The 26,554-nt window shown below is 67.6% G+C and carries 27 protein-coding genes; 11 read left to right on the top strand and 16 right to left on the bottom strand.

The annotated features are described in order from the left end of the window. Positions 1 to 33: 33 nt before the first annotated feature. Positions 34 to 1,317 (bottom strand): UDP-N-acetylglucosamine 1-carboxyvinyltransferase, encoded by a 1,284-nt coding sequence (gene murA / locus SBI20_RS09645; protein ID WP_317974825.1) that lies wholly within the window; start codon positions 1,315 to 1,317, stop codon positions 34 to 36. Between the two features lie 214 nt (positions 1,318 to 1,531). Between murA and galU the strand changes: the two genes are divergently transcribed. Continuing rightward, positions 1,532 to 2,422 (top strand): UTP--glucose-1-phosphate uridylyltransferase GalU, encoded by an 891-nt coding sequence (gene galU / locus SBI20_RS09650; protein ID WP_317974826.1) that lies wholly within the window; start codon positions 1,532 to 1,534, stop codon positions 2,420 to 2,422. A 175-nt stretch (positions 2,423 to 2,597) separates the two neighbouring features. Here the strand turns inward: galU and SBI20_RS09655 are convergent, their stop codons facing one another. The 4 genes from SBI20_RS09655 to SBI20_RS09670 form a co-directional block, all read right to left on the bottom strand. Then, on the bottom strand, positions 2,598 to 3,350 hold the full coding sequence (locus SBI20_RS09655; protein WP_317974827.1) for a M23 family metallopeptidase: 753 nt from the start codon (positions 3,348 to 3,350) through the stop codon (positions 2,598 to 2,600). A 213-nt stretch (positions 3,351 to 3,563) separates the two neighbouring features. After that, positions 3,564 to 4,364 (bottom strand): ferritin-like domain-containing protein, encoded by an 801-nt coding sequence (locus tag SBI20_RS09660; protein WP_317974828.1) that lies wholly within the window; start codon positions 4,362 to 4,364, stop codon positions 3,564 to 3,566. Between the two features lies 1 nt (position 4,365). Further along, positions 4,366 to 4,839 (bottom strand): peroxiredoxin, encoded by a 474-nt coding sequence (locus tag SBI20_RS09665; RefSeq protein WP_317974829.1) that lies wholly within the window; start codon positions 4,837 to 4,839, stop codon positions 4,366 to 4,368. Then, entirely contained in the window at positions 4,836 to 7,589 is a 2,754-nt protein-coding gene (locus SBI20_RS09670) for a bifunctional [glutamine synthetase] adenylyltransferase/[glutamine synthetase]-adenylyl-L-tyrosine phosphorylase (protein ID WP_317974830.1), read from the bottom strand. Before SBI20_RS09670 ends, SBI20_RS09665 begins: the two co-directional genes overlap by 4 nt. A 199-nt stretch (positions 7,590 to 7,788) precedes the next feature. On the opposite strand from SBI20_RS09670, the gene SBI20_RS09675 reads away from it, so the two are divergent. The 3 genes from SBI20_RS09675 (at position 7,789) to wecB (ending at position 11,767) form a co-directional block, all read left to right on the top strand. After that, positions 7,789 to 9,477, top strand: a complete 1,689-nt coding sequence (locus SBI20_RS09675; protein WP_317974831.1) for a M28 family peptidase — start codon at positions 7,789 to 7,791, stop codon at positions 9,475 to 9,477. Positions 9,478 to 9,489: 12 nt separating this feature from the next. Next, a complete protein-coding gene (locus tag SBI20_RS09680) occupies positions 9,490 to 10,500 on the top strand; it encodes an agmatine deiminase family protein (RefSeq protein ID WP_317974832.1) in 1,011 nt (336 codons plus the stop codon). Positions 10,501 to 10,651: 151 nt separating this feature from the next. Then, positions 10,652 to 11,767, top strand: coding sequence for a non-hydrolyzing UDP-N-acetylglucosamine 2-epimerase (gene wecB / locus SBI20_RS09685; RefSeq protein WP_317974833.1), 1,116 nt, complete (start codon positions 10,652 to 10,654; stop codon positions 11,765 to 11,767). A 74-nt stretch (positions 11,768 to 11,841) separates the two neighbouring features. Here the strand turns inward: wecB and SBI20_RS09690 are convergent, their stop codons facing one another. The 4 genes from SBI20_RS09690 to dksA all read right to left on the bottom strand — a co-directional run bounded on the left by SBI20_RS09690 (position 11,842) and on the right by dksA (position 16,612). Next, positions 11,842 to 13,608: a DEAD/DEAH box helicase gene (locus SBI20_RS09690; RefSeq protein ID WP_317974834.1), complete on the bottom strand. Its 1,767-nt coding sequence runs from the start codon at positions 13,606 to 13,608 to the stop codon at positions 11,842 to 11,844. 217 nt (positions 13,609 to 13,825) lie between these two features. After that, positions 13,826 to 15,391: an ABC transporter substrate-binding protein gene (locus SBI20_RS09695; protein WP_317974835.1), complete on the bottom strand. Its 1,566-nt coding sequence runs from the start codon at positions 15,389 to 15,391 to the stop codon at positions 13,826 to 13,828. A gap of 120 nt (positions 15,392 to 15,511) precedes the next feature. Continuing rightward, positions 15,512 to 15,898, bottom strand: coding sequence for a PilZ domain-containing protein (locus tag SBI20_RS09700; protein ID WP_317974836.1), 387 nt, complete (start codon positions 15,896 to 15,898; stop codon positions 15,512 to 15,514). 255 nt (positions 15,899 to 16,153) lie between these two features. Further along, complete coding sequence (dksA, locus tag SBI20_RS09705; protein WP_317974837.1) at positions 16,154 to 16,612, bottom strand: RNA polymerase-binding protein DksA; 459 nt, start codon at positions 16,610 to 16,612, stop codon at positions 16,154 to 16,156. Between the two features lie 368 nt (positions 16,613 to 16,980). Between dksA and SBI20_RS09710 the strand changes: the two genes are divergently transcribed. Next, positions 16,981 to 17,337 carry a hypothetical protein gene (locus SBI20_RS09710; RefSeq protein WP_317974838.1) on the top strand — a complete coding sequence of 119 codons (357 nt, stop codon included), beginning with the start codon at positions 16,981 to 16,983 and terminating at the stop codon, positions 17,335 to 17,337. Between the two features lie 15 nt (positions 17,338 to 17,352). Here the strand turns inward: SBI20_RS09710 and SBI20_RS09715 are convergent, their stop codons facing one another. The 5 genes from SBI20_RS09715 to SBI20_RS09735 all read right to left on the bottom strand — a co-directional run bounded on the left by SBI20_RS09715 (position 17,353) and on the right by SBI20_RS09735 (position 20,740). Beyond that, complete coding sequence (locus tag SBI20_RS09715) at positions 17,353 to 18,489, bottom strand: GNAT family N-acetyltransferase (protein ID WP_317974839.1); 1,137 nt, start codon at positions 18,487 to 18,489, stop codon at positions 17,353 to 17,355. After that, positions 18,486 to 19,340: a glycerophosphodiester phosphodiesterase family protein gene (locus SBI20_RS09720; RefSeq protein ID WP_317974840.1), complete on the bottom strand. Its 855-nt coding sequence runs from the start codon at positions 19,338 to 19,340 to the stop codon at positions 18,486 to 18,488. The genes SBI20_RS09715 and SBI20_RS09720 overlap by 4 nt, the downstream gene beginning before the upstream one ends. Continuing rightward, positions 19,312 to 19,779, bottom strand: coding sequence for a RidA family protein (locus SBI20_RS09725; protein WP_317974841.1), 468 nt, complete (start codon positions 19,777 to 19,779; stop codon positions 19,312 to 19,314). Before SBI20_RS09725 ends, SBI20_RS09720 begins: the two co-directional genes overlap by 29 nt. Positions 19,780 to 19,844: 65 nt before the next feature. Beyond that, a complete protein-coding gene (locus tag SBI20_RS09730) occupies positions 19,845 to 20,480 on the bottom strand; it encodes an HAD family hydrolase (protein WP_317974842.1) in 636 nt (211 codons plus the stop codon). Next, on the bottom strand, positions 20,477 to 20,740 hold the full coding sequence (locus SBI20_RS09735) for a DUF3572 domain-containing protein (RefSeq protein WP_317974843.1): 264 nt from the start codon (positions 20,738 to 20,740) through the stop codon (positions 20,477 to 20,479). The genes SBI20_RS09730 and SBI20_RS09735 overlap by 4 nt, the downstream gene beginning before the upstream one ends. A gap of 142 nt (positions 20,741 to 20,882) precedes the next feature. On the opposite strand from SBI20_RS09735, the gene SBI20_RS09740 reads away from it, so the two are divergent. The 4 genes from SBI20_RS09740 to SBI20_RS09755 all read left to right on the top strand — a co-directional run bounded on the left by SBI20_RS09740 (position 20,883) and on the right by SBI20_RS09755 (position 23,780). Next, positions 20,883 to 21,245: a response regulator gene (locus tag SBI20_RS09740; RefSeq protein ID WP_317974844.1), complete on the top strand. Its 363-nt coding sequence runs from the start codon at positions 20,883 to 20,885 to the stop codon at positions 21,243 to 21,245. A 252-nt stretch (positions 21,246 to 21,497) separates the two neighbouring features. Further along, entirely contained in the window at positions 21,498 to 21,737 is a 240-nt protein-coding gene (locus SBI20_RS09745) for an acyl carrier protein (protein WP_317974845.1), read from the top strand. A gap of 7 nt (positions 21,738 to 21,744) precedes the next feature. Continuing rightward, positions 21,745 to 22,944 carry a serine palmitoyltransferase gene (gene spt / locus SBI20_RS09750; RefSeq protein ID WP_317974846.1) on the top strand — a complete coding sequence of 400 codons (1,200 nt, stop codon included), beginning with the start codon at positions 21,745 to 21,747 and terminating at the stop codon, positions 22,942 to 22,944. Next, positions 22,944 to 23,780, top strand: a complete 837-nt coding sequence (locus SBI20_RS09755; RefSeq protein WP_317974847.1) for an SGNH/GDSL hydrolase family protein — start codon at positions 22,944 to 22,946, stop codon at positions 23,778 to 23,780. The genes spt and SBI20_RS09755 overlap by 1 nt, the downstream gene beginning before the upstream one ends. Here the strand turns inward: SBI20_RS09755 and SBI20_RS09760 are convergent. Together SBI20_RS09760 and SBI20_RS09765 are read right to left on the bottom strand one after the other, a co-directional pair. Beyond that, positions 23,762 to 24,055 carry an EthD family reductase gene (locus tag SBI20_RS09760; protein ID WP_317974848.1) on the bottom strand — a complete coding sequence of 98 codons (294 nt, stop codon included), beginning with the start codon at positions 24,053 to 24,055 and terminating at the stop codon, positions 23,762 to 23,764. The two genes, SBI20_RS09755 and SBI20_RS09760, sit on opposite strands and share 19 nt — an antisense overlap. Positions 24,056 to 24,129: 74 nt before the next feature. Further along, entirely contained in the window at positions 24,130 to 24,693 is a 564-nt protein-coding gene (locus tag SBI20_RS09765) for a rhodanese-like domain-containing protein (RefSeq protein WP_317974849.1), read from the bottom strand. A 144-nt stretch (positions 24,694 to 24,837) separates the two neighbouring features. Between SBI20_RS09765 and SBI20_RS09770 the strand changes: the two genes are divergently transcribed. Together SBI20_RS09770 and SBI20_RS09775 are read left to right on the top strand one after the other, a co-directional pair. Further along, positions 24,838 to 25,563 (top strand): quinoprotein dehydrogenase-associated SoxYZ-like carrier, encoded by a 726-nt coding sequence (locus tag SBI20_RS09770; RefSeq protein WP_317976099.1) that lies wholly within the window; start codon positions 24,838 to 24,840, stop codon positions 25,561 to 25,563. Continuing rightward, complete coding sequence (locus SBI20_RS09775; protein WP_317974850.1) at positions 25,560 to 26,540, top strand: quinoprotein relay system zinc metallohydrolase 1; 981 nt, start codon at positions 25,560 to 25,562, stop codon at positions 26,538 to 26,540. The genes SBI20_RS09770 and SBI20_RS09775 overlap by 4 nt, the downstream gene beginning before the upstream one ends. The last annotated feature ends 14 nt before the right edge of the window (positions 26,541 to 26,554 follow it).

Raw genomic sequence — 26,554 nt, forward strand, 5'->3', positions numbered from 1 at the left:
TTCGCCCCTTTTTTGCGTCAGCCGGAAACCGGATCAGTCGCTGCCCACGCGCTCCACATCGGCGCCGAGCAGGGCGAGCTTTTCCTCAAGCCGTTCATAACCGCGGTCGAGGTGATAGAGGCGGTGAACCTGCGTTTCACCCTGCGCGGCAAGCCCGGCGATCACCAGGCTCATCGAGGCGCGCAAGTCCGTCGCCATGACTTCGGCGCCCGACAGGCCCGACACCCCGTGAACCACCGCCGTGCGGCCCGAGGTCTCGATCCGGGCGCCCATGCGGTTGAGTTCGGGAACATGCATGTAGCGGTTCTCGAAGATCGTTTCGGTCAGCACGCTCGATCCCTTGGCCAGACACAGCATGGCCATGAGCTGGGCCTGCATGTCGGTGGCAAAGCCCGGATAGGGTGCGGTCGCCAGCGTGATCGGACGCAGATCGCCATCGGAGGCGACATGGAGCCCGCCGCGCACTTCCTCGACCGCGACGCCCGCATCGCGCAGGGCCTGAACGGTGGCTTCCATATCCTCGATCCGCGCGCCCTGAAGCGTCACCTCGCCCCCGGTGATCGCGGCGGCGCAGGCATAGGAGCCAGCCTCGATACGGTCGGGCATGACCATGTAGGTCGCCCCGTGCAGGCGCTCGACACCGTGGATCGTGAGGTCGGACGTGCCGATCCCCTCGATTTCGGCCCCCATGGCCACCAGCAGGTTGCACAAGTCGACGATTTCGGGCTCGCGCGCGGCGTTGTGCAGCGTCGAGGTACCGCGCGCCAGAACGGCGGCCATCAGCGCATTCTCGGTCGCCCCGACCGAAACCACCGGGAAGCTGTAGCGCCCGCCCGGAAGACCGCCATCGGGCGCAATCGCGCGGACATAGCCTGCGGCCAGTTCGATATGCGCGCCAAAGGCTTCGAGCGCCTTGAGGTGAAGGTCGATCGGGCGGTTGCCGATGGCGCAGCCACCGGGCAGCGAGACGGTCGCCTCGCCCGCGCGGGCCAGCAGGGGGCCCAGCACCAGAATCGAGGCACGCATCTTGCGCACGAGGTCATAAGGCGCGACGGTCGAGGTCAGGCGGGTGGCCTGAAGCGTCATCACCCGGCCGAAATCCTCGGGCCGGGCGCCCGCGATGGCGGTCGAGACCCCGAACTGATTCATCAGGTGCTGGAAGCCGTCGATGTCGGCCAGACGCGGCAGGTTGCGCAAGGTGACAGCCTCGTCGGTGAGCAAGGCACAAGGCAGCAGCGTCAACGCCGCATTCTTGGCCCCCGAAACCGGAACCGAACCTGAAAGACGCTTGCCGCCGCGAATGATGATCTTGTCCATCGCAGCGATTTAGCCGGTTTGTGAAACAGGGCAAGAGGCCGACGCCAAAAGGCTGGGCCCAGCCGCTTCAACCGTCCTTCCCGGAACCGATTTTGCGGCGCAGCATTGATTTGCGAAATTGCGGCAATGCGGAACTTGTCTTGTCCAAACCGGAATGCTTAATTGCGCCAATTCTTAACCGGTTTGCAACAAGACCATGGGAAAGACACGTATCATGAGCGAACAAGCAGCAAACACGCGCCCCAAGCCGATCCGCAAGGCAGTCTTTCCCGTGGCAGGTCTGGGCACCCGTTTTCTTCCCGCGACCAAGGCCGTTCCCAAGGAAATGCTGCCGATCGTCGATCGTCCGCTGATCCAATACGCCGTGGACGAAGCGCGCGAGGCAGGAATTGAGCAGCTCATCTTCGTGACTGGTCGTGGCAAGACCGCCATCGTCGAACATTTCGACACCGCCTACGAACTCGAAGAGACGATGACCAGCCGCGGCAAGAGCCTGTCCGTGCTCGACGACACGCGCATCAAGCCCGGCAACCTCGTCACCGTGCGCCAGCAGGTGGCGATGGGCCTGGGCCACGCGGTATGGTGCGCGCGCGAAGTCGTCGGCGACGAGCCTTTCGCGATCTTCCTGCCCGACGAACTGATGGTCGGAAAGCCCGGCTGCATGAAGCAGATGGTCGAGGCCTACAACGAAGTGGGCGGCAACCTGATCTCGGTGCTCGAAGTGCCCGAAAACGAAGTATCCAGCTATGGCGTGATCGCGCCGGGCGCCAAACTTTCCGACAGCCTGACGCAAGTGACCGGGCTGGTCGAGAAGCCCAAGCGCGAGGACGCCCCCTCGAACCTGATCATCTCGGGCCGCTACATCCTTCAGCCTGAAGTGATGCGCACGCTCGAAAACCAGGAAAAGGGCGCGGGCGGTGAAATCCAGCTGACTGATGCCATGGCCCGCATGATCGGCACCCAGCCGTTCCACGCGGTGACGTTTGCCGGTCGTCGTTTCGACTGCGGCAGCAAGGCCGGTTTCGTCGAGGCGACCATTGCGCTCGCCCTCGAACGCCCCGATCTGGCCGACGACGTGCGCGCGGCGATCGCCAAGCTGGTCTGAACGGCGCCGCGCCAAGATCCGCATCCGGCCTGCGCTTTTGCCACGAAAACCGGAAAAAGGGGGCTCTCGGGCCCCCTTTTTGTGTGCTTGCGGGCTCCGAAGCAGACACCAAAAAAGGCGGCCCCAGGGACCGCCTTTTTTGAGGTGTTCTCAAGGTACGCCCTGAAGCGAGGCCTTATTCCTCGCTGTCGCTTTCGGCGTCGGGGGTGTTGAAGCCGCGGATCTTGTTCACGTCGGCGGCGCTGGCGAGGCGGCGCAGGCTGTCGTCGCGCTGCATGTAGGCCAGCGGGTTCACGGCCTGCCCGGCAACGCGGACTTCATAGTGGAGGTGCGGGCCGGTCGAGTGGCCGGTCGAGCCGACATAACCGATCACGTCGCCCTTGTGGACATGCTGGCCCTCGGCGACCGCGATACGGCTCATGTGGCCATAGCGGGTTTCGAGGTTGCCGCCATGTTCGAGCTCGACGAACAGGCCATACCCGCCAAAGCGTTCAGCCTTGCCGACCACGCCATCGGCGGTAGCGCGGATCGGGGTGCCCGTCGGCGCGGGAAGGTCGACACCCTTGTGGGCGCGCAGGCCGCCATAGATCGGGTGGGTGCGCAGGCCAAAGCCGCTGCTCATCGCGCGGCTGGAAAGGACCGGAACCAGCGTGGGGATCGAGACGGTCGCGCTGCGCACCAGCGGGGCCTGCGACGACGTGCCGGCCGAGCCGCCATCAAGCGCTTCCCAGCTGGCGAAAAGCTTGGAGAATTCCTCGTCCCCGCCCGGAGCAACGCCCCCGGCCTTGGCGCCGTCGGTGGCACGCAGCGGCGTGGTGATATCGGCAGCAGCGGCGCTGTTGGCAAAAGCAGGTGCCGACAGACCCAGACCGGCCACGCCCATACCCAGAGCAGCAAGACCGACAGCGATGGATTTCTTCAGAAGCATTGCGACCCGTTCAACCTCTGTGTGGCAGGGTGCAACGCGCCATCGCCTTTCTGGCGAAATCCGCGCTCACCGCAAATCCGTTGCTGACCCCCAGCGGACTTCACCCGACCCAGACCTTGCGCGGAACCGCCGGATGGGTCGATGCGTTGTCCCGAGATTGGTTGGTTTCCCCCCGCCGATCTCGTGGTGGTGGGGTAACGGGGCCTGCCCCGCCTAGGCAAGGGCTGCCATCATTTCACACGACAGACCGGCAGAACGACGCGCTGAGTCGTTGAACGGCGGCTTAACACTGCCCCTGAAGTGCTGCGTAACCAGCTCCTTCCAGAACTGTGGTGCCTGTTTACCACGTTCTTCGCAGATTTTCGCGAAATGGCTGGTCCCGAAACGGACATGGCGCACTTCGTCGTCAACGATTCGCTGGAGGATGCGCGCGGTCGTCGCGTCGCCCACGGCAAGGAAGCGCTCGATGGTCTGCGGGGTCACGTCGAGGCCGCGCGCTTCGAGCACCATGGGCACCACGGCAAGGCGCGCGGCGACATCGTGCGCCGTCTCGCGCGCGGCATCCCACAGCCCGTCGTGGGCAGGCAGCGCGCCATAATGGCTCCCCAGCGTGCGCAGGCGCCGGGCGAGCAGCGCATAGTGCATCGCCTCGTCGGCGGCGACCGAGAGCCAGTCGGCCACGAACCCCTGCCCCCGCTCTGCCCCGAACCGCCCCGCCGCATCGAGCGCGAGATCGATGGCCACGAACTCGATGTGGCACAGCGCATGGATCAGCGCGAGGCGCCCCCGTTCCGAGCCGCCGCGCCCGCGCTTGGGCATGGCATTGGGCGGCAGGAGGACCGGCTGTTCGGGCCGGGCGGGCATGTCGGGCATGGCCGTCTCGAAGGTGAAGGCCAGATGCCCGGCGCGGAAGGCCCGCACGAGCGCGCGCGTGCCCATGACCTTGGCCTGCGGATCGGGCGTGAGCATGACGGCGCGGATGGCCGCGGACAGCGAGGGGGACGTTTCGGGCATTTTACAGGGCCTGGGCGGCTTCAAGAACCTCCTGCGCGTGGCCTTTCACTTTCACCTTGGGCCAGATGCGCGCGATGTGGCCTTGCGCGTCGAGCAGGATCGTCGTGCGCTCCATGCCCATGTAGGTGCGGCCATACATGGACTTTTCCTTCCAGATGCCCAGCGCATCGGACAGGCCGCCTTCTTGCGCGTCGCTGGCGAGCGGGGCGAGCAGCCCATGCTTGGCGATGAACTTTTCGTGGCGCGCAGGCGGGTCCTTGCTGATCCCCAGCAGGGCGGTTCCGGCGGCCTCGAACTGCGCGGAAAGATCCGAAAAATCCTTGTTTTCGGTCGTGCAGCCGGGGGTATCGTCCTTGGGATAGAAGAACAGCACCAGCTTGCGCCCGGCAAAGGCGGCCAGATCGACCGCGCTGCCGTCGGGCGCGGTCAGGGCAATGTCGGGAAGGCTCGCGCCGATCTGCGGAGGCGTGCTCATGCGGTGATCTCCAGTTCTTCGCCCAGAATCCGGGCCCAGGCTTCGCCCACGCGGTGTCGTGCATGGGCCACCGCGTCAAGCAGGCTCTGCCAGTCGGCCAGGCCACAGGCCCGCACGACGATGGCCCGGCTGGCTTCGGGCGGGAACTTGCCATCGGGCGCGACGAGGCGGACGACCACCAGCAGGCTGGCCATAAGATCGTGCGCCGCGCGCAGCCCCGCAGGCAGCAGGCCCGCCGCCTCCAGCCCGGAAATGGCAGCCCCAAGATCGGGTTCCAGCGCGACATGATCGCGCAGTTGCAGATAGTGGGCGAGGAATTCGAGATCGACCAGTCCGCCGCGCGCGAGCTTCACGTCGAGCGGGCCTTTGGCGGGCTTGTGGCGGGCCATTTCGGCGCGCATGGCCAGAACATCGGCCCTGAGTACGGCGCCGTCGCGCGTGCGCCGCAGCACGCGCGCGATGATGTCTGCCAGCGCGGCGCAATCCTCGGGCGTGCCATAGAGGGGGCGGGCCCGGCACAGTGCCATGTGCTCCCATGTCCAGGCATCGTGCGCCTGATAGCGGGCAAAGCTTTCGAGGCTGACGGCAATCGGCCCTTGCGCGCCCGAAGGCCGCAACCGCGTGTCCACTTCATAGAGCGCGCCCGCCGCCGTGGGCACCGAGAGCGCGGCGATCATCCGCTGGGCCAGCCGGTTGAAATAGAGCGTGCCGCCCAGAGGCCGCGCCCCATCCGATTCGCGGGCATAGGCATCGTCCGGCCCGCCGAACAGGAACACCACGTCGAGGTCCGAGGCATGGGTGAGCGAGGCTCCGCCCAGCCGCCCGAGCCCGAGCACCAGCGGATGCGCGCCGGGCACATGGCCATGGACGCGGGCAAATTCGGCCTCGCTCGCGCGGCCCAGCACGCGGATCGTCGCCTCGGCCACGCGGGCAAGCGCGGCGGCCACGGCCAGCGGGGGATGGTGCCCCTCGATCAGCTGCACGCCCAGCACGAAATGCCATTCGCCCACCTTGCGGCGCACGGCGTCGAGCAGGCGCTGGTAATCGTCGCCCACTTCCCGGCGTGCGAGGCTGGCGGCGATCTCGTCAACCGAGCCGGGCAGCGCGAAAGCCGAATGATCGATCAGCGTATCGAGCAGGTCGGCCCGCCGGGCCAGCGCCTCGGCCAGCGTGGGCGCATGGGCGAGAATGCGCATGACCAGATCCATCAGGCCGGGCCGCGCTTCGAGCAGGCGGAACACGTTGATGGCCGAGGGCAGCCCGGCGAGCAGGCGCTCCCACCGGGCCAGCGCATGGACAGGGTCGGGCGCCTGCGCCAGCGCGCGCAGGACATCGGGGCGGACCCGGTCAAAGGCCTCGCGCGCTTCCTCGCTGCGCAGCGCGCGGAAGGTGCCGCTGTTCCAGCTTTCCACCCTTCGCGCGGTGGCCTCGGGATCGGCAAAGCCCATGTCCGCCAGATCGGCGGCCAGATCGGTCGCCAGCGTGTGCCCGATGCCATGACGATGATCGACCGGCACCGCGCCTGTGGGGGCGAGCGTCGCCAGCAGGCGGTCGAACCGCGCCGCGACCGTTTCGGAAATGCCCTGGACTTCGGCCATCAGCGCCGCCCCGTCGCAGTGGCCCGAAAGCTGCGCCACGCTGTCGAGCGCGGCGCGCTGGACAGGCAGGGCATGGGTCTGCTGGTCGGCGACCATCTGCAACCGGTGTTCGAGCACGCGCAGCCGGTCGTAGCTCTCGCCCATGATCACCGCGTCGCCATCGGTGATGATCCCGGCCTCGGCCAGGGCATCGAGCGCCGCGCGCGTGCCGCGCAGGCGCAGCGCCGGGTTGCGCCCGCCGTGGATCAACTGGTGGGTCTGGGCGAAGAATTCGACCTCGCGGATGCCGCCGCGCCCGCGCTTGAGATCGTAGCCCGGCCCCACGACCTGCCCGGCGGCATAGTGGTCGCGGATGCGCGCGGTCAGTCGTCCGATCTCGGCAATCGCCCCGAAATCGAGGCTGCGGCGCCAGACAAACGGGCGGATCGTGTCGAGAAAGGCCTGCCCCCGCGCCACGTCGCCCGAGGCGGCGCGGGCGCGGATATAGGCCGCGCGCTCCCAGGCCAGCGCGCTCGATTCATAATGCGTGATGGCCCCGGCAAAGGGCAGCGCCAGCGGGCTCACTTCCGAGGCCGGGCGCAGGCGCAAGTCGATGCGGAAGACATAGCCTTCGGCGGTGACGCTCGACAGCAGTTCGACCAGCGTGCGCGCCACGCGCTGCGCGGCCTCGCCCGGTTCGTCGCGCGCGCGGCGGGGGAGCACATCGGGATCGTAGAGCAGGATCGGGTCGATGTCGGACGAATAGTTGAGTTCGCGCGCGCCGTGCTTGCCCAGCGCGATGGCCGAAAACCCCCAGTCGCGCGTGTCGCCTTGCGCGTCGGGAACCCGGCGACGGATCGCGGCGGCAATCCCGGCATCGAGCGCACGGTCGGCAAAGTCCGACAACTCGCCCACCACGCGCAGCAGTGGCAGCGCCCCGGCCAGATCGCCGATGGCCAGCGCAAGGGCCAGCGTCAGCCGCTCGCGGCGCAGGGCGACACCCGTATCGGCCTCTCCATTCCCGGCGGCGCGGGCCCGGTCGAGCGCCTCCTCGATCTGCCCTTGCGCCAGCAAGGCGGCCAGGTCGGGCAGGCGGTCGAGCGCGCGGGCGAGGAACGGGGCATGGGTGCGCGCAAGGTCGAGCGTGCGGGTCCAGTCGGGGGCGTTGGCCATGCGAAGCTCTCCTTATGTACCTTGGCCTTCTTACCTTGGCCTTTTTGCCGGGGCCGGTCGGCAGGGCGGCTCGTCTTGCCGCAAGCGGCCTCCTCTGCCAAGGTCCGCGTCTGGTTGCGCCTGAAAGCACCTCGCCCCTTTCCCAAAGCGGCGAGAGGACGGGCGCAGGATCGAGACGCAATTGAGAAAGGCTCCCCCCATGTCTTCGTCCCTAGGTCGCGCGTTTGCGGCCCTGCTGCTCGCCTCGGCGCCGCTGGCTCATGCTCCACTGGCCTTTGCCGCACCCGCTCCTGCCGCAAAGGTTCCGGCGGTTCCGGTCGCGCTGATGCGCGAGACGATCAAGACGCTCAGCGCCGACGACATGGAAGGCCGTGGCCCCAGCGGCCCCAAGGAGCAACAGACGCTCGACGCGATCATCGCGCGCTTCAAGGCTGCCGGCCTTGCGCCGGGCAACAAGGGCCAGTGGCTTCAGGACGTGCCGATGGTGACCATCGTTGCCAAGGACATCTCGCCGCTCAAGGTCGGCAGCCTGAGCTTCAAGCCGGGCGCCGATTTCGTCGTCAGTTCCTATCGCGAGGCCGACCGCACCGTGCTCGACGGCAGCGAACTGGTCTTCGTCGGCTATGGCATCACCGCCCCCGAACTGGGCTGGGACGACTATGCCGGGATCGACATGAAGGGGAAGGTCGCGGTCATCCTCGTCAACGATCCCGACTATGAAAACACCGACGAGACCGGCCTGTTCAAGGGCCGCCGGATGACCTGGTATGGCCGCTGGCCCTACAAATATGCCGAAGCCGCACGCCACGGCGCCAAGGCCGCGCTGATCGTCCACGACACCTTCCCCGCCGCCTATGGCTGGAACGTGCTGGAATCGAGCGGCGGCACCGGCAATTTCGTCGCCAGCGCCAACAAGGGCATGGACCAGACGCAAGCCAACGGCTGGATGCGCCGCCCGGTCGCCGAAGCGATCTTTGCCGCGGCGGGCAAGAATTTCGCCGCGCTTTCCGCCCAGGCCAAACAGAAGGGCTTCAAGGCCGTGCCGCTGGGCGTTTCGGCCAACCTTTCGTTCGACAACACGATCACCCACGCGCTTTCGCACAACGTGATCGGCGTGATCCCCGGCACCACGCGGCCCCATGACTATGTGCTCTATTCGGGCCACTGGGACCATCTGGGCCACTGCAAGGCCGATGCGACCGGCGACGACATCTGCAATGGCGCGGTCGACAACGCGAGCGGCATTGGCGCCCTCGTCGCGCTGGCCGACATGAACCGCCGCGCCGGCCCTGCCCCGCGCACGCAAGTCTTCGCGGCCTGGACGCTTGAGGAATCGGGCCTGCTCGGCTCCGAATATTATGCGCAGCACCCGATCTATCCGCTCGCGCAGACGGTCGGCGGGGTCAACATGGACGCGCTCTCGGTGATCGGGCCCACGCGCGACGTGCAGGTGACCGGCGGCGACAAGTCGGAACTGACCGCCATCCTCAAGAAGGTCGAAGGCCAGATGCATCTGGTCGAAACCCCCGAGGACCATCCCGAGCGCGGCCACTATTACCGTTCGGACCACTTCAGCCTCGCCAAGATGGGCGTGCCGATGTTCGCGGTGGGCCGTGGCTCCGACCTGATCAAGGGCGGCACCGCGCTGGGCAATGCGCAGCTCGAAGACTATGTCGAGCATCGCTACCACCAGCCCTCGGACGAATATTCCGACAGCTGGGACATGACCGGCATGGCGCAGGAAGTGGAACTCTACTACCGTCTGGGCCGCGAACTGGCCGTGGGGACGAGCTGGCCCAACTGGCACCCCGGCGATGAATTCCGCGCCATCCGCGATGCCTCGCGGGCCACGGTCACCACGAACAAGACTGCAACCAAGAGCAAGTAAGCCTTTTCATCCATGACACAGCACACTTTCACGGGCGGCATGATGCCGCCCGAATTCGCCCCGCAGGACTGGCTCTGGGTCGGCTTCCCCCATCTGGCCGAGGAATGGTCGGGCGTGATCGACCGCGCGCAGGAACAGATCGCCGCCTTTGCCAGCGCGGTTGCCGAAAGCGGGCAGGCGGTAAAGCTGATCGTGCGCGACGCGGCCAACAAGATGCGCGCGCAGACGCTGGCCAGCGAAGCGGTGACCATCGAAGAGCGCGTCTATGGCGATGTCTGGCTGCGCGACACCGGCCCGCTGGTGGTCGCCGACGGCGCCGCCGATAGCAGGGGCACCCGCCGCGCGCAGCTTTTCGGCTTCAACGGCTGGGGCAACAAGTACCTGATGCCCGGCGATCAGGAAATCGGCGCGACGCTGGCGGCTGACGCGGGCCTTGCGGCCAGCAAGGCCGACTGGGTGCTCGAAGGCGGCGCGCTCGACAGCGATGGCACCGGGCTTGTCGTCACCACCGAGCAGGTGCTGCTCAACCCCAACCGCAATCCGCACCTTTCGCGCGCGGATCTGGAAATGCGCCTCGCGCGCGATCTGGGCTTTACCCGCGTGCTGTGGCTGGGCGATGGCCTGATCAACGACCACACCGACGGCCATGTCGACAACCTCGCCCGCTTCGTGGGCGCCAACCGCCTGGCCCTGCCCCGCGCAACCGGGCCTGATGATCCCAACGCGGCGATCTATGCCGACGCCGCCGCGCGCGCCCGCGCCGCCGGGGTCGAGGTGATCGAGGTGCCCTCGCCCGGCCGCATCGAATGGGGCGGCATGATCCAGCCGGCCAGCTACATGAACTTCGTGATCACCAGCCATCTGGTGGTCGTGCCCACGTTCGGCTCGGTCCACGATGCCGCCGGTGTCGAGGCGATCGGTGCGCTGTTCCCCGACCGCCAGACCATCGGGCTGATGGGCGACGCGGTGCTGGTGGGCGGCGGTGGCTTCCACTGCGCCAGCCAGCAGATGCCTTCAGCCTGATTCTGGCAGCCTGATTCTGGAGACCTGATCCCGGCCCCTTTCCGGGGGGACAGGCGCCTTGCCTGTCCTCCCGGTAAAGGTCGAAATCGGAGATGATACCTCAGGGCAAGCCCTTATGCCGGACTTAACCTTCGGCCTATAAGACAAGCCCATGAGCAAGACCGTCCTTCTCGTCTTCGGAACCCGCCCGGAAGCCATCAAGATGTTTCCGGTCGTCCATGCCCTCAAGGGCGATGGCCGCTTCAGGGTCGTCACCTGCGTCACCGCGCAGCATCGCGGGATGCTCGATCAGGTGCTCGACATCGCCGGGATCGTCCCCGATCACGACCTCGACCTCATGCGCCCCGACCAGACGCTCGATGGCCTCACCGCCGCGCTGCTCACGGGAATCGGCAAAGTGCTCGACGCGGAAAAGCCCGACTGGGTCGTCGTGCAGGGCGATACCGCCACGGCCATGGCCGGCGCGCTGGCGGCCTATTACCGCAAGATCCCGCTCGCCCATGTCGAGGCTGGCTTGCGCAGCCACAATATCTATCACCCCTGGCCCGAGGAGGTGAACCGCAAGATCATCGGCACGATCGCCGCGCTCCATTTCGCCCCCACCCCCACCGCAGCGGCGGCTTTGCGCGCCGAAAATGTCGATCCGGCCACGATCCATGTCACGGGCAATACCGTGATCGACGCGCTGCACTGGGTCACGGCCAAAATCGCCGCGCAACCGGCGCTGGCCACGGGGCTGGCCGATCTGGAGGCGCGCTTTGCGGGCAAGCGGCTGATCGGAGTGACCAGCCATCGCCGCGAGAATTTCGGCGGTGGCCTCGAAGCCATCGCGCAGGCCATCCGCGAACTGGCGGCCCGGCCCGATGTCGCGCTGATCTTCCCGGTCCACCCCAATCCGAACGTGCGCGCGGTGATGAACGCGGCGCTGGCCGGTCTTCCCAATGTCGCGCTGATCGAGCCGCTCGACTATCCCCATTTCGCGCGCCTGTTGAGCATCTGCGAGATCATGCTGACCGACAGCGGCGGCGTTCAGGAAGAGGCGCCCGCGCTGGGCAAGCCGGTCCTCGTCATGCGCGAGACGACCGAGCGCCCCGAAGGGGTGGAGGCAGGCACCGCCCGGCTGGTCGGCACGGATGCCGCGCGGATCGTCGCCGAAACGACCCTGCTGCTCGACGATCCGGCGGCCTATGCGGCCATGGCCCGCGCGCACAATCCGTTCGGCGACGGAAAATCGGCGGCCCGCATCGCCGATCTGCTGGCGGGCTGAAGACAACAAAAAAGGGCGGCTGATCCCATCGGATCAACCGCCCCCCTGATCTTGTCCGCTTTCAGAAAGCCCGATCAGCCTTCGCGGTGGTGGCGCGGGCCCTTGCGGTGCGGCGCGCCGGAACGGGGACCATCGTGACGGGGGCCATCATGGCGGGGTCCACCATGACGGGGACCGTCATCACGCGGACGGTTCGGGCCATTGCCCTGACGGCGGTTGGTACGGGCCATTTCGCGCGGCGGCTCGGAGGGTTCGATGCGGATGCCGCTTTCGTCCTCGGCGCCTTCGCGGGCGGTCTTCTGCAAGGCGGCGCGGAAGCGTTCCTCCATCGCGCGGGGCACCTGAAAGAAGGTTTCCTGCATGCCGATGCGGATCGCGCCGATCTCGTTGCGGGTGATGTGGCCACGGCGGCACAGCAGCGGCAGCAGCCAGCGCGGATCGGCGTTCTGGCGGCGGCCGATGTCCATGCGGAACCACGCCACGTCGTCAAAGCCCGTGCGGCGGGGCTGGCGACGGCCTTCCTCGCTCGACAGGTCGATCAGGTCTTCGGGCTGGGGCAGCGCCTTGCGGTGGCTGCGCACGAGCGCGAGGGCAATGTCGCGCGCTTCCATCTTTTCGAGCAGGGTATCGGCCAGCGCGATATCGTCCTCGCTCGTGTCTTCCGGGTCGGACGGGGCGAGCAGCACTTCGAGCAGGCGCACGCGGTCGCGCTCGCGGATCTGCTCCGCGCCCGGAACCGGGGTCCAGGTGGCATCGATGCGCGCGCGGCGCAGCATTTCTTCAAGGCGGCGGCGGCGCGGATAGGGCACCACGAGCACGGCGGTTCCCTTGCGACCGGCGCGGCCGGTACGGCCCGAGCGGTGCTGGAGGGTTTCCGCGTCGCGCGGCACCTCGACGTGGATCACGAGGCTGAGCGAGGGGATGTCGATCCCGCGCGCGGCCACGTCGGTCGCCACGCAGATGCGCGCGCGGCCATCGCGCAGCGCCTGGATGGCGTGGTTGCGTTCGTTCTGGCTGTGCTCGCCCGAGAGCGCCACGGCGGCAAAGCCGCGCTCGACCAGCGTCGCATGGAGGTGGCGCACATTGTCGCGCGTGGCGCAGAACAGCATGGCCGTCTCGGCTTCGTGGAAGCGCAGGAGGTTGATCACCGCGTTTTCGGTGTCGTTGGGCGAAATGGCGACCGCTTCGTAGGAAATGTCGCCATGGCCCTGACGCTCGTCGATGGTCGAGATGCGCAGGGCGTTGTTCTGGTACTGCTTGGCGAGCGCGGCAATCGGGCGCGGCATCGTGGCCGAAAACAGCAGCGTGCGGCGCTCGGCCGGGGTGGCGTCGAGCAGCTCTTCGAGATCCTCGCGGAAGCCCATGTCGAGCATTTCGTCGGCTTCGTCGAGCACGACGAAGCGCAGGGCCGAAAGGTCGAGCGCGCCGCGTTCGAGGTGATCGCGCAGACGCCCCGGCGTGCCGACCACGATGTGCGCGCCGTGGTTGAGCGTGCGGCGCTCGCGCGAGGGGTCCATGCCGCCAACGCAGGTGGCGATGCGCAGGCCCGCCTTTTCATAGAGCCAGGCCAGCTCGCGGCTCACCTGCAAGGCCAGTTCGCGCGTGGGGGCAATCGCCAGCGCAAGGGGCGCCCCTGCCGGGGTCAGCCCGTCACCGAGCAAGTCGGCGGCCATCGCCACGCCGAACGCCACGGTCTTGCCCGAGCCGGTCTGCGCGGAAACCAGGAGATCCCGCCCAGCCGCCTCCGCTTCGAGCACGGCCGCCTGAACCGGGGTCGGGTCGGCATAGCCACGTGCGGCAAGGGATTCGGCGACAGCAGCAGGAAGCGTGGAAAAAGGCATGAAACTCAACAGGTCTGGGCCGGACCGCAGCGTGGGCGGAGGGCCGGCGAAGGGGAAAAGCGCGCTTTGGGGTGCCGCGGCTTCTCCACGCGAAGCCCGATTGTATGATCGTTCGGCCCGGCTCTTCTAGCGTCTAGTTCCTTTCCCCGCCATGACCAAATGTGAAAAATCGCCCTGATCGTGCCGTTTTTTAGGCAGTATGGCGCAAGGGACGCACTTATTTCGTGATTTGCGAGAACGGGACCAGGCTGTGCCACCCCCATGGGTTGGGGGCAAAACCGGTCATACCGCTGCGCACGAGCGACCAGCGCACGGGCTGCGCGATGGGGATGAAACCATTGGCCTGGGTCACCGCGCGCTCGGCCTGGGCCAGCAGGTCGGCCCGCGCACGGGGATCGTGCATACCCAGCGCCTGCGCCACCAGAACATCGCCGCCCACGCTGCATGTCGCGGGTGTCACCGAGCAGGCGAACTGGTCGAGAAACCAGCTCACGCGGGCATAGCGGGCCACCTTGTCGTAAAGCCGCAAGTCGGCCCGCTCCCCCTCGCCCACCCGTTCGAGCGTGACCCCGATGGCGGCGAAATCGGCCTTGAGCCGCCCCACCACCAGACGCGAACCAGGCCCGTCGGGCGCGGCCAGACGCAGGACCGGCGCGCTGGCCGCGCCCGAAGATCCGGCGGCGCGCCAGGCCTGAACGCGCTGGCGCGCAAGGGCCCGGCGCTGGTCGAGCGTGGTGCCGGCCCAGCGCTCGCCCACCGTGCCCTGGTCGTCGGCCACCTCGGGCGCAACCAGCCGCGTGGTCGCACGCCAGCCGCCCACCCCCATGGCATTGACCAGTCCGTCGCGGTCGATGGCCAGCGCCAGCGCCTCGCGCCGGGCCGGATCAGACAGGAACCCGTCGGCATTTTCCACGATCAGGCCATAGAGCCCGATGACCGGATCGAACTGGACATTGCCCCGCGAAAGGCCGTTCGAAGTGGTGAGCGGCAGGGTATCGACCGTGCCGCCCAGCGCCACGTCGACCGCGCCATCGTTGAAACGCTGGACCGCCTGCGCCATCGGTTCGACTTCGAGCGCCAGCCCACGCACGCTGCGGGCAAAGCCATCCTGCGCGGGCAGGCCCCGCCGCTCGGGCGGGATCGGCGAAAGAGCCGCACGCAAAACCGGATACGTGGAGCCATCCCGGCGCAGGCCCAGTGGCCCGGAGCCCAGCCGCTTGCGCGGCAGGCCCAGTTCGGGCTGGGCGAGCAGGGTGAGCAGATCGGGCATCGGCGCGGTCAGGTCGATCTCCACCACCCGGTCGGTCATCGCGCGGATGTCGTCGATGGGCGCCAGATCGACCCCGAGCGCCCGCCCCGCAAGGCTCGCCCGCGCGCGGCGCAGCGCGGTGACGACGCTGGCCGCATCGATCGGCGTGCCGTCGGGCCAGATCCCCTCGCGCAGGCGGAAAATATAGCTGAGCCCGTCGTCGGTGACGATCCAGCGCTCGGCAATGGCCGGAATGACGCGGCCTTCGGCATCGAAGCCAACCAGCCCCTCGACCGTGGCCGCGCGCAAAACCTGCGCCGAAGGAGACAGGCGCCCGGCGGTCTGGAAGGCGGTCTCGTCGCCAGCCAGCGCAATCGGCAGGGGGCCATGGCGCTTGCTCTCGCATCCGCTCAGCCCGGCCCCCGCCCCGGCCAGGGCCACGGCCAGCACCAGACGCGAGGCCCACCCTCCCCCCGAAAAGGGCTGCACAGGACGGGCCGAAGGGCGGGTCGGATGGCAGGACAGCTTGGCCATGTGCCCTGCCTAGCAGATCGACACCGGCAGGCCAGCCGCGCGATGCGCGCGCCTGCGAAAAAGATCAGCCTGCGAAAAGACCAGACCGGGAAGATGCCAGAAGCCCCTCCCCGAAACCCCTCAGAGCTTGCGCAGGCGGCCCGCTTCGGACTGGGCGATCGGGGGGCGCACAAAGCGCGGGGCAAATTCGTCGGTCGGATGGACGGCAACAGGCTCGCGCACGAGCTTGGGATCGATCGGCTCGGCAAAGGCGATGCCGAAGCGGTTGTCCTGAACCCAGGCGACCACGCCCGCGACCCAGCCAACATGGCGCAGATGCGCGGCCAGCGGCGCGCCCTGAACCACGCGGACAGCCCCTTCGGCCATCATGCCGCCTGCCGACAGGTTGCGCACGCGCACGCGATGCTCGCCGTCCTGCCCGTCCAGCCGCACGTCAGCCATCAGGAAGAGACTGTCTCTCCCGACCTGGCGATGGTCCTCCGATTGGCGATGATCGATGTCTGTCATCGTCAGATCCCGTTGTTCAGCCTGGCCGACCTGCCCCATCCTGCCCTGCCCACCATATGCCGGGAGACATGCACCGGGCATCACAAGGACAAGCAGCAATCGCAGATCGCCACCTCACGGTATCAACAAAAACAGCAAAAATACCGTTAAAATTTCCCGGCCCGACCCGACAATCGACGGTAATGCTCCCGATATGGAGCAGATCACCCCCTCGCCAGCTCCCTTTCGGGCGCGGCGCGGGGGAGACTTCAACCTTCACATATCGCGCGAGATCTTTTCGCGACGCTCGTGCGCTTCCTGCGCCTCGACGGTCATCGTGGCGATCGGACGGGCGATCAGACGCCCCAGACCGATGGGTTCGCCGGTCACTTCGCAGAAACCGTATTCCCCTTCGTCGATGCGGCGCATGGCCGAGTCGATCTTGGCGATCAGCTTGCGCTGGCGGTCGCGCGTGCGCAGTTCGATGCCCCAATCGGTTTCGCTCGAAGCGCGATCGTTGAGATCGGGCTCGCGCAGCGGACCATCCTGAAGCGCGGACAGCGTGCCCGCCGATGCCGACAGAATGGACTTCTTCCATTCGAGCAGGAGACGGCGGAAATAGTCGAGCTGCTGCTCGCTCATGTAGACTTCGTCGTCACTCGGAACGTAATCACCCGGCATGGCCCGGCGGGCCTTTGCCAACACGTCAATTTCGTCACCCAAGACCCCAGCCATCCGGCCCTCCGTGTTGCGCCTTCCGACGACCCCGGTCCCCGTTCGCACCGCGACAGCGCGATCAGCCCCGGATTGCCGCGCCTATAGGCAGGCGAGGAAGGCCACACAAGCACTTCCTCGTGGCTGTGCCACATTGCACCGGCCGATTTGCGCCCGGTCGTGCGGGAAAAACCCTCCCGAGAGGCGTATCCCCTTGTGAAATGCATGTTCGTGTGAGGCAAATCCTGCCCGGCGCACGAGAGTCTCCGCACAGGCAATCATGCCTAACGATTTGTTTACCGTAACGGACGAACCTGTCCGAACCGGAGGAACCTGAAGGGATGGATCTTTCGGCCCCGCGTTTCGCAACAAAACGAAAGTTCCTGCCAATGTCGCCGACCCATTCCCCTGCCGCCCGCCTCACACCGGTTCCATCCACCCCTGATCGCGCGCCCGCGCCAGCCATCACCGCCCATGCGCTTGCTTCCGCCTGCCTCGCCGCAGCCGCGCAGGGGGATTGCGAAGGCTATTTCGATCTGGGCACGGCCTTCTCGACCGACGCGCAAGGGATCGGCTACGATCTGGTCGAGGCGCACAAATGGTTCAATCTGGCTGCGCTTGCCGGCCACGCAGACGCCGCCCGCGCCCGCGCCGACGTGGCCGAAGACATGACCGCCCGCGAGATCGCCGAAGCGCAACGCCGCGCGCGCGAGTGGCTGCGCACGACCAGCCGCCGCGCGGCCTGAAAACCGGCCTGCGGCTTACCCGCCCTTGCGATAGGGGGCCTGTCCGGCCAGTTCGATCTGGCCTTGCGCGATGCCCGCCCTTTCGCGGTCGAGAAATTCGGCGACGGCCCGCCGGAAACCATGATCGGCAATGTAGTGGGCCGACCAGGTCCGCACCGGCTCATAGCCGCGTGCCAGCTTGTGCTGCCCTTGCGCGCCCGCTTCCACGCGGGCGAGGCCCAGTTCGATCGCCGCATCGATGGCCTGATAATAGCACAATTCGAAATGCAGGAAGGGCTTGTCGACCAGACAGCCCCAATAGCGGCCATAGAGCGTATCGGCGCCGATGAAGTTGAGCGCGCCTGCCACCGGCTGCTGCGCCTCATCAAACGCCATGACCAGCAACACCCTGTCGGCCATCCGCGCGCCGATCAGGTCGAAAGCCGCGCGCGTGAGATAGGGGCGGCCCCATTTGCGCGCGCCGGTGTCCTGATAGAAATCCCAGAACGCGTCCCAGTGTTCGGGCCGGATCGCGCGGCCGGTCAGCCGCTCGATCCGCACGCCCGCCTGCGCGGCGGCGCGCTCCTTGCGCAAGTTCTTGCGCCGCCCCGACGAGAGCGCGGCGAGGAAATCGTCGAAGCTGCCATAGCCGCGATTGGTCCAGTGGAACTGCAAATCGTTGCGCAAAAGCCAGCCCGCCTCCTCGAACACCGGCACCTGTCCGGGCGCGATGAACGTGGCATGGGCCGAGGACAGGCCGTTCTGGTCGACCACCGCCTCGGCCGCGCGCAGCAGTGGCAGGGCCAGTTCGGGATGGTCCCCGCAAAGCAGGCGCGGGCCGGTCGCGGGGGTGAAGGGCACGCTGATCTGGAGCTTGGGATAATAATCGCCCCCGGCGCGCTCCCAGGCATCGGCCCAGCCCTGATCGAACACATATTCGCCCTGGCTGTGCTGCTTGAGATAGGCCGGAAGCGCCGCCGCCGGGCGCCCTTCGGGATCGTCGATCAGCACGGGAAGCGGGATCCAGCCGCTGCCCCCACCCACGCTGCCCGATTCCTCAAGGGCGGTCAGGAAGGCATGGGTGGTGAACGGGTTGTCATGGCCTGCCAGCCGGTCCCAGTCTTCGGGCGCGATGCCCCCCACCGACTGTTCGACCCGCGCGACCAGAGTCATGATGCTGTGGCCTGTTCTGCGTGATCGGGCCCCGCATGGTCGGGCCCTGTGTGGTCGGGCAAGTGCAGGACCGCCCCTTCGGCAATCGGCGCATCGGCATAGGCAGCGGCACGGCGCGCATCGTCGGGCGTGCGCACGGTCCAGGTCAGCACGGGCACCCCGCGCCGACGCGCCAGACGCACGACGGGATTGTCAATGTCGGCAAGATCATAAGCCAGAAACTGGGGCCGGGCATGCCAGAGTGCAAGATGACGCCTGGCGCGCGCCAGCAAAGTCCGCCTGCCCTCGTCGCTGATCACCAGACCACGCACGACATGGGGCGCATAGCGGGCGAACCAGCCGGTCACGCGCGGGTCGAAACTCATCACCGCAACCGGCCCGAGATAGCCTTCAAGGCAGCGGTTCACCGCAAGGCACAGCGGCACGATCCGCGCCGAGTCCCGGCTTTTCACCTCGATCAGCAGCGGCACGCGGGCGTCGATCACATCGAGCAGGGCCCGCAGGCTCGGCACGGTTTCACCCGCGACAGGCGCGCCGGTCTCGTCGAGCAGGGCGGTGTGGGCCAGTTCGGTCGAGGGTACCTCGCGCACGGCGCCGGTCCGTCCGGTCAGGCGCTCCATCGTCCAGTCGTGGAAAACCACGGCCTGCCCGTCGTGGCTGCGCTGGACATCGCATTCGATGCCAAAGCCCCGCGCAACCGCTGCCCGCGCGGCCAGCAGCGAATTTTCGGGCACACCGGGGCCATGAAGACCCCGGTGTGCATAGATCGATCCGCTCAGCCAACCGGCCCGTGCATTCGCCCGGACCGGCAGCACAAAGCGCTCAAGCAGCGCTAACAGCAAAGACAGCATCGACTTCCACCGCGGCGCCGAGCGGCAGCACCGGCACGCCCACGGCGCTGCGGGCATGGCGGCCCGCATCACCGAACACCGCCACCATCAGTTCCGAGGCGCCATTGGCGACCTTGGGCTGGTCGGTGAAAGTGCCCGCCGAATTGATGAAGACGCCCAGCTTGACGACCTGTTCGATGCGGTCGAGCGAGCCGAGCGCGGCCTTGGCCTGCGCGAGCAGCATCAGGCCGCAAGCCTTGGCAGCGGCGGTGCCGTCTTCGAGGCTGACATCCTCGCCCAGACGGCCGGTCACCAGCTTGCCATCGACGAAGGGGAGCTGGCCCGAGACATGCAGCAGCCCGCCCGCCAGCACGGTGGGCACATAGGCCGCCACGGGGGCCGCAGCCACCGGCAGTTCGAGGCCCAGTTCGGCAAGGCGGGCATCAATCGAAACGGTCATTCGTCAAAACTCCATGGGGAAAGGGCTGGGGGGGGAAAGGCTGGAAGGACACGCCGGAAGACCGTTCACGCAGGCCGGACATCTTCATCGAGCTGGGCCATGACCCAGGGCAGGGCATGGTCCCAGCTGTCGATCCGGGCATGGGCATGGCCCGCCTTGTGCGCACAATCGATATGCGGGGCAAGCAGCGGCTCGCCGCACAAGTGCAGGCGCATCACCTCGGGGGTGAGGCTGGCGGCGGAATGATGATGCTCGGGCAGGTCGTCGATGAACAGCGCGCGCGAGGGCTTGTACTCTTCGAGAATGGCCTTGAGCGCCGGGCCCTTGGGGCCCTGGTTGGTGAAGACCCGCGCATGGATGCCCAGATCGGCCAGTTGCCGGGTGCGCGCCTCGCGGTAGCTGTGCCCGAGATTGGTCAGGATCACGAAGTCGGCCCGGTCGGATATTGCGCCCACCGCCTCGACCGCCCCGGCAATCGCGGGCTGGGCATGCATCTGGGTGTCGAAGAAACCGTCGAGCAACTGCCAGATCCGCGCCGGCTCGACCGCGCGGCCATCATCGGCATGGCGCATCGCGGCGGCGAAATTGTTGGTCTGGAGCGAGAAGTGGACGCCGTGGTTGGCCTCCACCCAGGCCTTGAACGGCGCGACCATGTGCAGCAGCACTTCATCGCAATCGCTGATCACCAGCGGACGGCTCATCCCAGTTTCTCCCGTGCGGCGGCCAGAACTTGCGGGGGAACGTCGAGAGCCTGGGCCGCAGCGACCAGGTCGGGTTCATAGGCACAGAGAAAATCGAGCACGCCTGCCAGCACCGCACGCTGCCCGGCTTCCCCGCTGCCAAGGCCGGCGCGCAGGCTGTCCGGGGTCAACCCCGTGAGCGCGAGGAACCGGTCGGCCCGCCCGCCCTCGGCCAGCACCCAGCCCAGCGCGGCCAGTGCCAGCTCTTGCGGATCGGGCACGGGAGAGGAGGGTTCACGAATGATTGTCAGAGCCTTTCCGGGGCAATAGAGCAGGATGCAAGCGCATGACGGCAGCAGGCCTTCCCTTCACGGGGAAGGCACCTCGCGCCCCATGCGATGCAGACGCGTTTACAGGTGGTCAGTGGCAAAAAGAATTCTGGTTGTCGAGGACAACGACCTCAACCGCAAACTGTTCTGCGACCTGCTGGTCGCCAACGGCTTCACGGTCGAACCCGTGGCCGATGGCCGCGAAGCAATCGAGCGCGCGCGCCAGTTCGTGCCGGGGCTGGTGATCATGGACATCCAGCTCCCCAATGTCTCGGGGCTGGAGCTGATCGAGGCGCTCAAGGCCGACCCCACGCTGCGCCCGATCCCGGTTCTGGCGGTCACCGCCTATGCCGGCAAGGGCGACGAGGAACGCATCCGCGAGGCGGGCGCCGAAGGCTATCTGGCCAAGCCGGTTTCCATCGGCCCGTTCATGCAGGCGGTGATGAAGCTGGTGTAAGCTCTTTGCCCGAAACTGGCGTTTCGGGTTGCTCGGCACCAGCCCACTCCCCCACCCGGCCTCCCATAGGGTACTATCGTAGGGAGGCCGGGTGGGGGAGTGGGCTGGTGCCGAGCCGAAATTCGCCTGAAAGGCGAATTTCCAATCCGACACTAAACACGCGGGAAGGCTTGACAGATCGCCTTCCGGGCCGCTTTTCCGCCGCATTGTTCTGGCAGGGCGCAAGCCTTGCCGCCACGGAGACACACGTACATGGACCGCGCCGCCACTGCCGAAAAGATCGCCGAACTGGTCGGCCCCTTCAACAAGAAGGGCATCACCATCAGCGAGGCCACGACCTTTGCCGGCGATCTGGAATGGGACAGCCTGACGGTGATGGATTTCGTCGCCGCCATCGAGGACGAATTCGACATCATCATCAGCATGAACCAGCAGGCCGAGATCGAGACCTATGGCCAGCTGATCGACGCCGTCACCAAGCTTCAGGGTTGAACCACGCATGACCGACCTGTTCTCCAAGTTCGATCCGCTGATCGAACAGCGCCGCGCGCTGCTTTCCACCGGGGTCACCGATCCGTTCAACCTGGTGATGGAAAAGGTGATCTCGCCCACCGTCGCGATGTGCAACGGGCGCGAGACGATCTTGCTCGGCACCTACAACTACATGGGCATGACCTTCGACCCCGACGTGATCGCGGCGGGCAAGAAGGCGCTCGACGAGTTCGGCTCGGGCACGACCGGCAGCCGCGTGCTCAACGGCACTTATGCCGGGCACCGCGCGGTCGAGGATGCGCTCAAGGATTTCTATGGCATGGAGCATGCCATGGTCTTCTCGACCGGCTACCAGGCCAACCTCGGCATCATCAGCACGATGGCGGGCAAGGGTGACTATGTCGTGCTCGACATCGACAGCCACGCCTCGATCTGGGACGGCTGCAAGATGGGCGACGCCGAGATCGTCCCCTTCAAGCACAACGACATCGAAGCCATGGAAAAGCGCCTCAAGCGCATTCCCGAAGGCGCGGGCAAGCTGGTCGTGCTCGAAGGCGTCTACTCGATGCTGGGCGACATCGCCCCGCTCAAGGAGATGATCGCGATCGCCAAGGCGCATGGCGCGATGGTGCTGGTCGACGAGGCGCACTCGATGGGCTTCATCGGCCCCAACGGGCGCGGCGTGGCCGAAGAGCAGGGCGTGCTCGACCAGGTGGATTTCGTGATCGGCACGTTCTCCAAGTCGGTCGGCACGGTCGGCGGCTTCTGCGTGTCGAACCACCCCAAGTTCGAGATCCTGCGCCTCGTGTGCCGTCCTTACGTGTTCACCGCCTCGCTGCCCCCCAGCGTGGTCCACACGGCGGCCACCTCGATCCGCAAGCTGATGCACGCGGCCGACAAGCGCGCGCATCTGTGGGAAAACTCCAAGGTGCTCCACGCCGGGCTGACCCAGCGCGGCTTCAAGCTGGGAACGGAAACGCCCCAGAGCGCGATCATCTCGGTGATCATGCCCGATCTCGAACGCGGCGCGATGATGTGGGAGGCCCTGCTTCACGAAGGGCTCTACGTGAACCTCGCGCGTCCGCCGGCAACGCCTGCGGGCATGACCCTGCTGCGCTGCTCGCTCTGCGCCGCGCACAGCGCCGATCAGGTCCAGACGATCATCGGCATGTTCGAACGCGCCGGCAAGGCCGTGGGGATCATCTGATGAAGCGGGCAGTTCTGTTGCCGGGCCTGTGGCTGGGCCCATCCCTTGCCCTGCTGGCGGGGCTGCCCTCCCCCGCGATTGCTGCGCAGCAATCGCCCGAACCGCAGGCAGCCCCTGCTCCGGCCACACCGGTCCCCAGCGTGCAATTGCTGGCCGTCCCCACCGGGCCGACCGCGATGGTGCCCGAGCCCTGCACGCCCACCCGCACGGGCGGCTATGACTGGGGCAACCTGTGCCGCTACCAGAAGGCCGACCGTCAGGTCGCGCCGCCGGTGCGCGCGGTGTTTCTGGGCGATTCCATCACCGAATGGTGGCTGACGACCGCGCCCGCGCTGTTTGCCGGGGGCGGCCTGATCGACCGTGGTATCGCCGGACAGACCAGCCCGCAGATCCTCCTGCGCTTCTATCAGGACGTGGTGCGGCTTCACCCGCGCGTGGTCCACATCATGTGCGGCACCAACGACGTGGCGGGCAACACCGGCCCGACCAGCCCCGACGAATATGCCGCCAATATTCTGGCCATGGTCGATCTGGCGCGGGCCAACGGGATTTCGGTGGTGCTGGGCAGCGTGCTGCCCTCGGGCGGCTTCAACTGGCGCGCGGGGATGAAGCCCGCCGCCCAGATCGCCGCGCTCAACGTCTGGCTGAAGGACCTCGCCCGCACGCGCGGCCTCGTCTACGCCGATTACTACAGCGCGATGGCCACGCCCGAAGGCGCGATGAAGCCGGGCCTGTCGGGCGACGGGGTCCACCCCAATGCCGCAGGCTATGCGATCATGGAACCGATAGCCCGCGCCGCGCTGGCCGAAGCCGAAGCTCAATCCGCCGCGCGGTAAAGCACGGGAACGATGTCGGTAAAGTTGGCGATATCGGCCATCACCGCCGGGGCTTCCGGGCTGGCCAGCGCCGCGTCGATCGCCGCCTGGTCGGCAAAGCGCAACAGCACCGTCGCCGCCCAGGGCTGCGGGCCTGCCGGAAACAGCACTTCGGCCCCGATCAGGCCCAGCGGCCCCCAGGCCTTCTCGGCGAGCGGAATATGCGTCGCGGTATAATAGGCCGCATCGAAACGGGCACCTTCGTGGATGGGGTAGCTGACGATCACGGTAGCCATGGGCATGCTCTCACTTGAGGGAAACTAAAGACAAAACAGACAGTTCACAGCGTGTCTGGTCACAGCGTGTCTGGTCACGGCGCATCTGGCACGGGAACAGGGCTGGCGGCAACAAGCGTTCCCCCCGCTTCGACCCACCCCTCGATCCCTTCATCGAACCAGCGGACGGGCGGAGCGGCCCCCTCTCGCCCGGCCCGGCCTGACGCCAAAGCCCGGGCCAGTCGCCGCGCAACATTCCAGCTCATCCAGCAATCGGCACGGCAGAACACCACCACCGGGCGCCCCGGATGGCGGCGGGCAAAACGCGCAACCGCCGCATCAAGCGCGCGCCAGAGCGCCGGCTCGGGCGGACTGAACCCGGTCTCGGGAAACCACAGCGCGCCCGCAATCGTCTCGTGCGGCTCGGCCAGCGTCCATGCCCCGGTGCGGGGATCACGCCGCGCCCCGGCGGCGGGCAGGACATCGAGAAACAGCGCATCGCGGCCCGGATGGAGCGCGCGCGCCTGCGCCGTGGTGATCGGCAAGGCCGGGGCCGGATCACGGTCCACCGGTGCGCGAAAGCGGGCGCTGCGATAGCCTTGCGCATCGAAAGGCTCCGCCTGCTGCGCCACCGCAGGCCCGCTGGCCGCAAGCAACACGAGGCACGCAATCCCCACAGCCTGTCGCAGGCGCTCCTTCACGCTTCACCCTCACCCTTGGCCTATGGTGCAATTGTAGGCCGGGCCGCCACGGGCGCAATGGAGTCCTTGGTATGATGGAACAGGGGTAAGATTTTGGCCCAAGTGCTTCCCGCCGATCCCTTGCGCTCGCCGATGTGGGAGAACCACGCGGCCTGGCTGTTCGGCACGGCGCCTGTCCGCTTCGACGACATGGTGACCCTGCTCATGCCCGAGGTCACCGAAAACCAGCACGTCTTCCCCATCACCGTCGATGCGCGCGCCGTGCCCGGCGTGCAGCGCATCGTCGTGCTGATGGACCTCAACCCGCTGCCGCTGGCCATCGACCATGCCCCGCAAGGCGGGCGGGGCTATGTCGCGCTGCGCGTGAAGCTCGACCAGCGCACGCCCGTGCGCGCCGCCGCGCTCGATGGCCAGGGCCTCTGGCATGTTGCCGGGCGCTGGATCGATGCGGCGGGCGGGGGCTGCTCGGCCCCGCCGGTCAGCCGCGTCAAGGGCGACTGGGCGCAGCATCTGGGCGAAATGCGGGGCGGCCTCTGGCGTGAATCCGGGGCGGCACCGGGAGACTGGCGGGCGCGCGTGTGCGTGCGCCACCCGATGGACACCGGCTTCGTGGATTCGATTCCGGCCTACAACCTCGAAACCATGACCGTGACCGACGCGCGCGGCACCGCGCTGGGCAAGATGACGATCAACGGCTCGGTCAGCGAGGACCCGGCCTTTACCCTGATCCTGCCCGGAGACGCCCGCCCGCCCTTCGCGATCCACATGGCCGACAGCAATGGCCGCCTGTTCGACGGCATGCTGCACCCGCAGGAGCCCGCCCAATGAAGCTCTCGCGCCGCTCCCTGCTCTGCCTGACCGCAGCCCTTCCGATCCCCTTTGCGCTGCGAGCCTCCCCGGCCCGCGCCGAACCTTTCGCCGGGGCCTACGACATCACCGCCAGCCCCATCGGCGAGGGCATCTGGCTCGTGCGCGGCGCCGACGAGGCCATTGCCTTTGCCAATGGCGGGGCCATCGCCAATGCCGTGATCCTGTCCTGCCCGGAAGGCGGGGCGATCCTGTTCGATTGCGGCCCTTCGCTGCGCTATGCGCAAGGGCTGGCCGCGCTGGCCCGCAAGCTCACCGGCGGCCCCGTCCGCCGCGTGTTCATCAGCCACCTGCACCCCGATCATGCGCTGGGCGCGGGCGCCTTCGACCCGGCGATCCTGGCCGCCCTGCCCGCCACCCGCACCGATCTGGCCGCCGATGGCGAGGGGTTTTCCGATGCGATGTACCGCATCCTCGCCGACTGGATGCGCGGCACCAATCTGGCGCTGCCGGGCCTTGCCGTCAGCCCCGGCCCGCTCACCGTGGGCGGGCGCAAGCTCACCGCGCTCGCGCTTTCGGGCCATTCCCATGCCGATCTCGTGCTGGTCGACGAAGCCAGCGGCACCGTGCTGGCAGGCGATCTGGTGTTCCACGACCGCGCGCCCGCCACGCCCCACGCCGATCTCGCGCTCTGGCGCGCCAGCCTCGACCAGTTGGCCGCCCTGCCCCGGCGCCAGCTCGTTCCCGGCCATGGCCCGCTCGACACCGATGGCCGCGCGATCAGCCAGACCCGCGACTGGCTCGACTGGCTCGAACCGGCACTCAACGGAGCCGTGAGCCAGGGCCTCGACATGGCCGAGGCAGGCCAGATGCCGATCCCCGGGCGTTTCTCCACCCTGAAGATGGCCCGCTACGAACTGACCCGCAGCGTCTCGCACTTCTACCCCGCCATCGAAGCCATGCGCCTGCCGCGCATCGACAGCCCGGCGCAGGGTTAAGCTTCAGGGGTATT

Origin of the sequence: Novosphingobium sp. IK01 (assembly GCF_033242265.1) — a bacterium.
GTDB classification, from domain to species: Bacteria; Pseudomonadota; Alphaproteobacteria; order Sphingomonadales; family Sphingomonadaceae; genus Novosphingobium; species Novosphingobium pituita.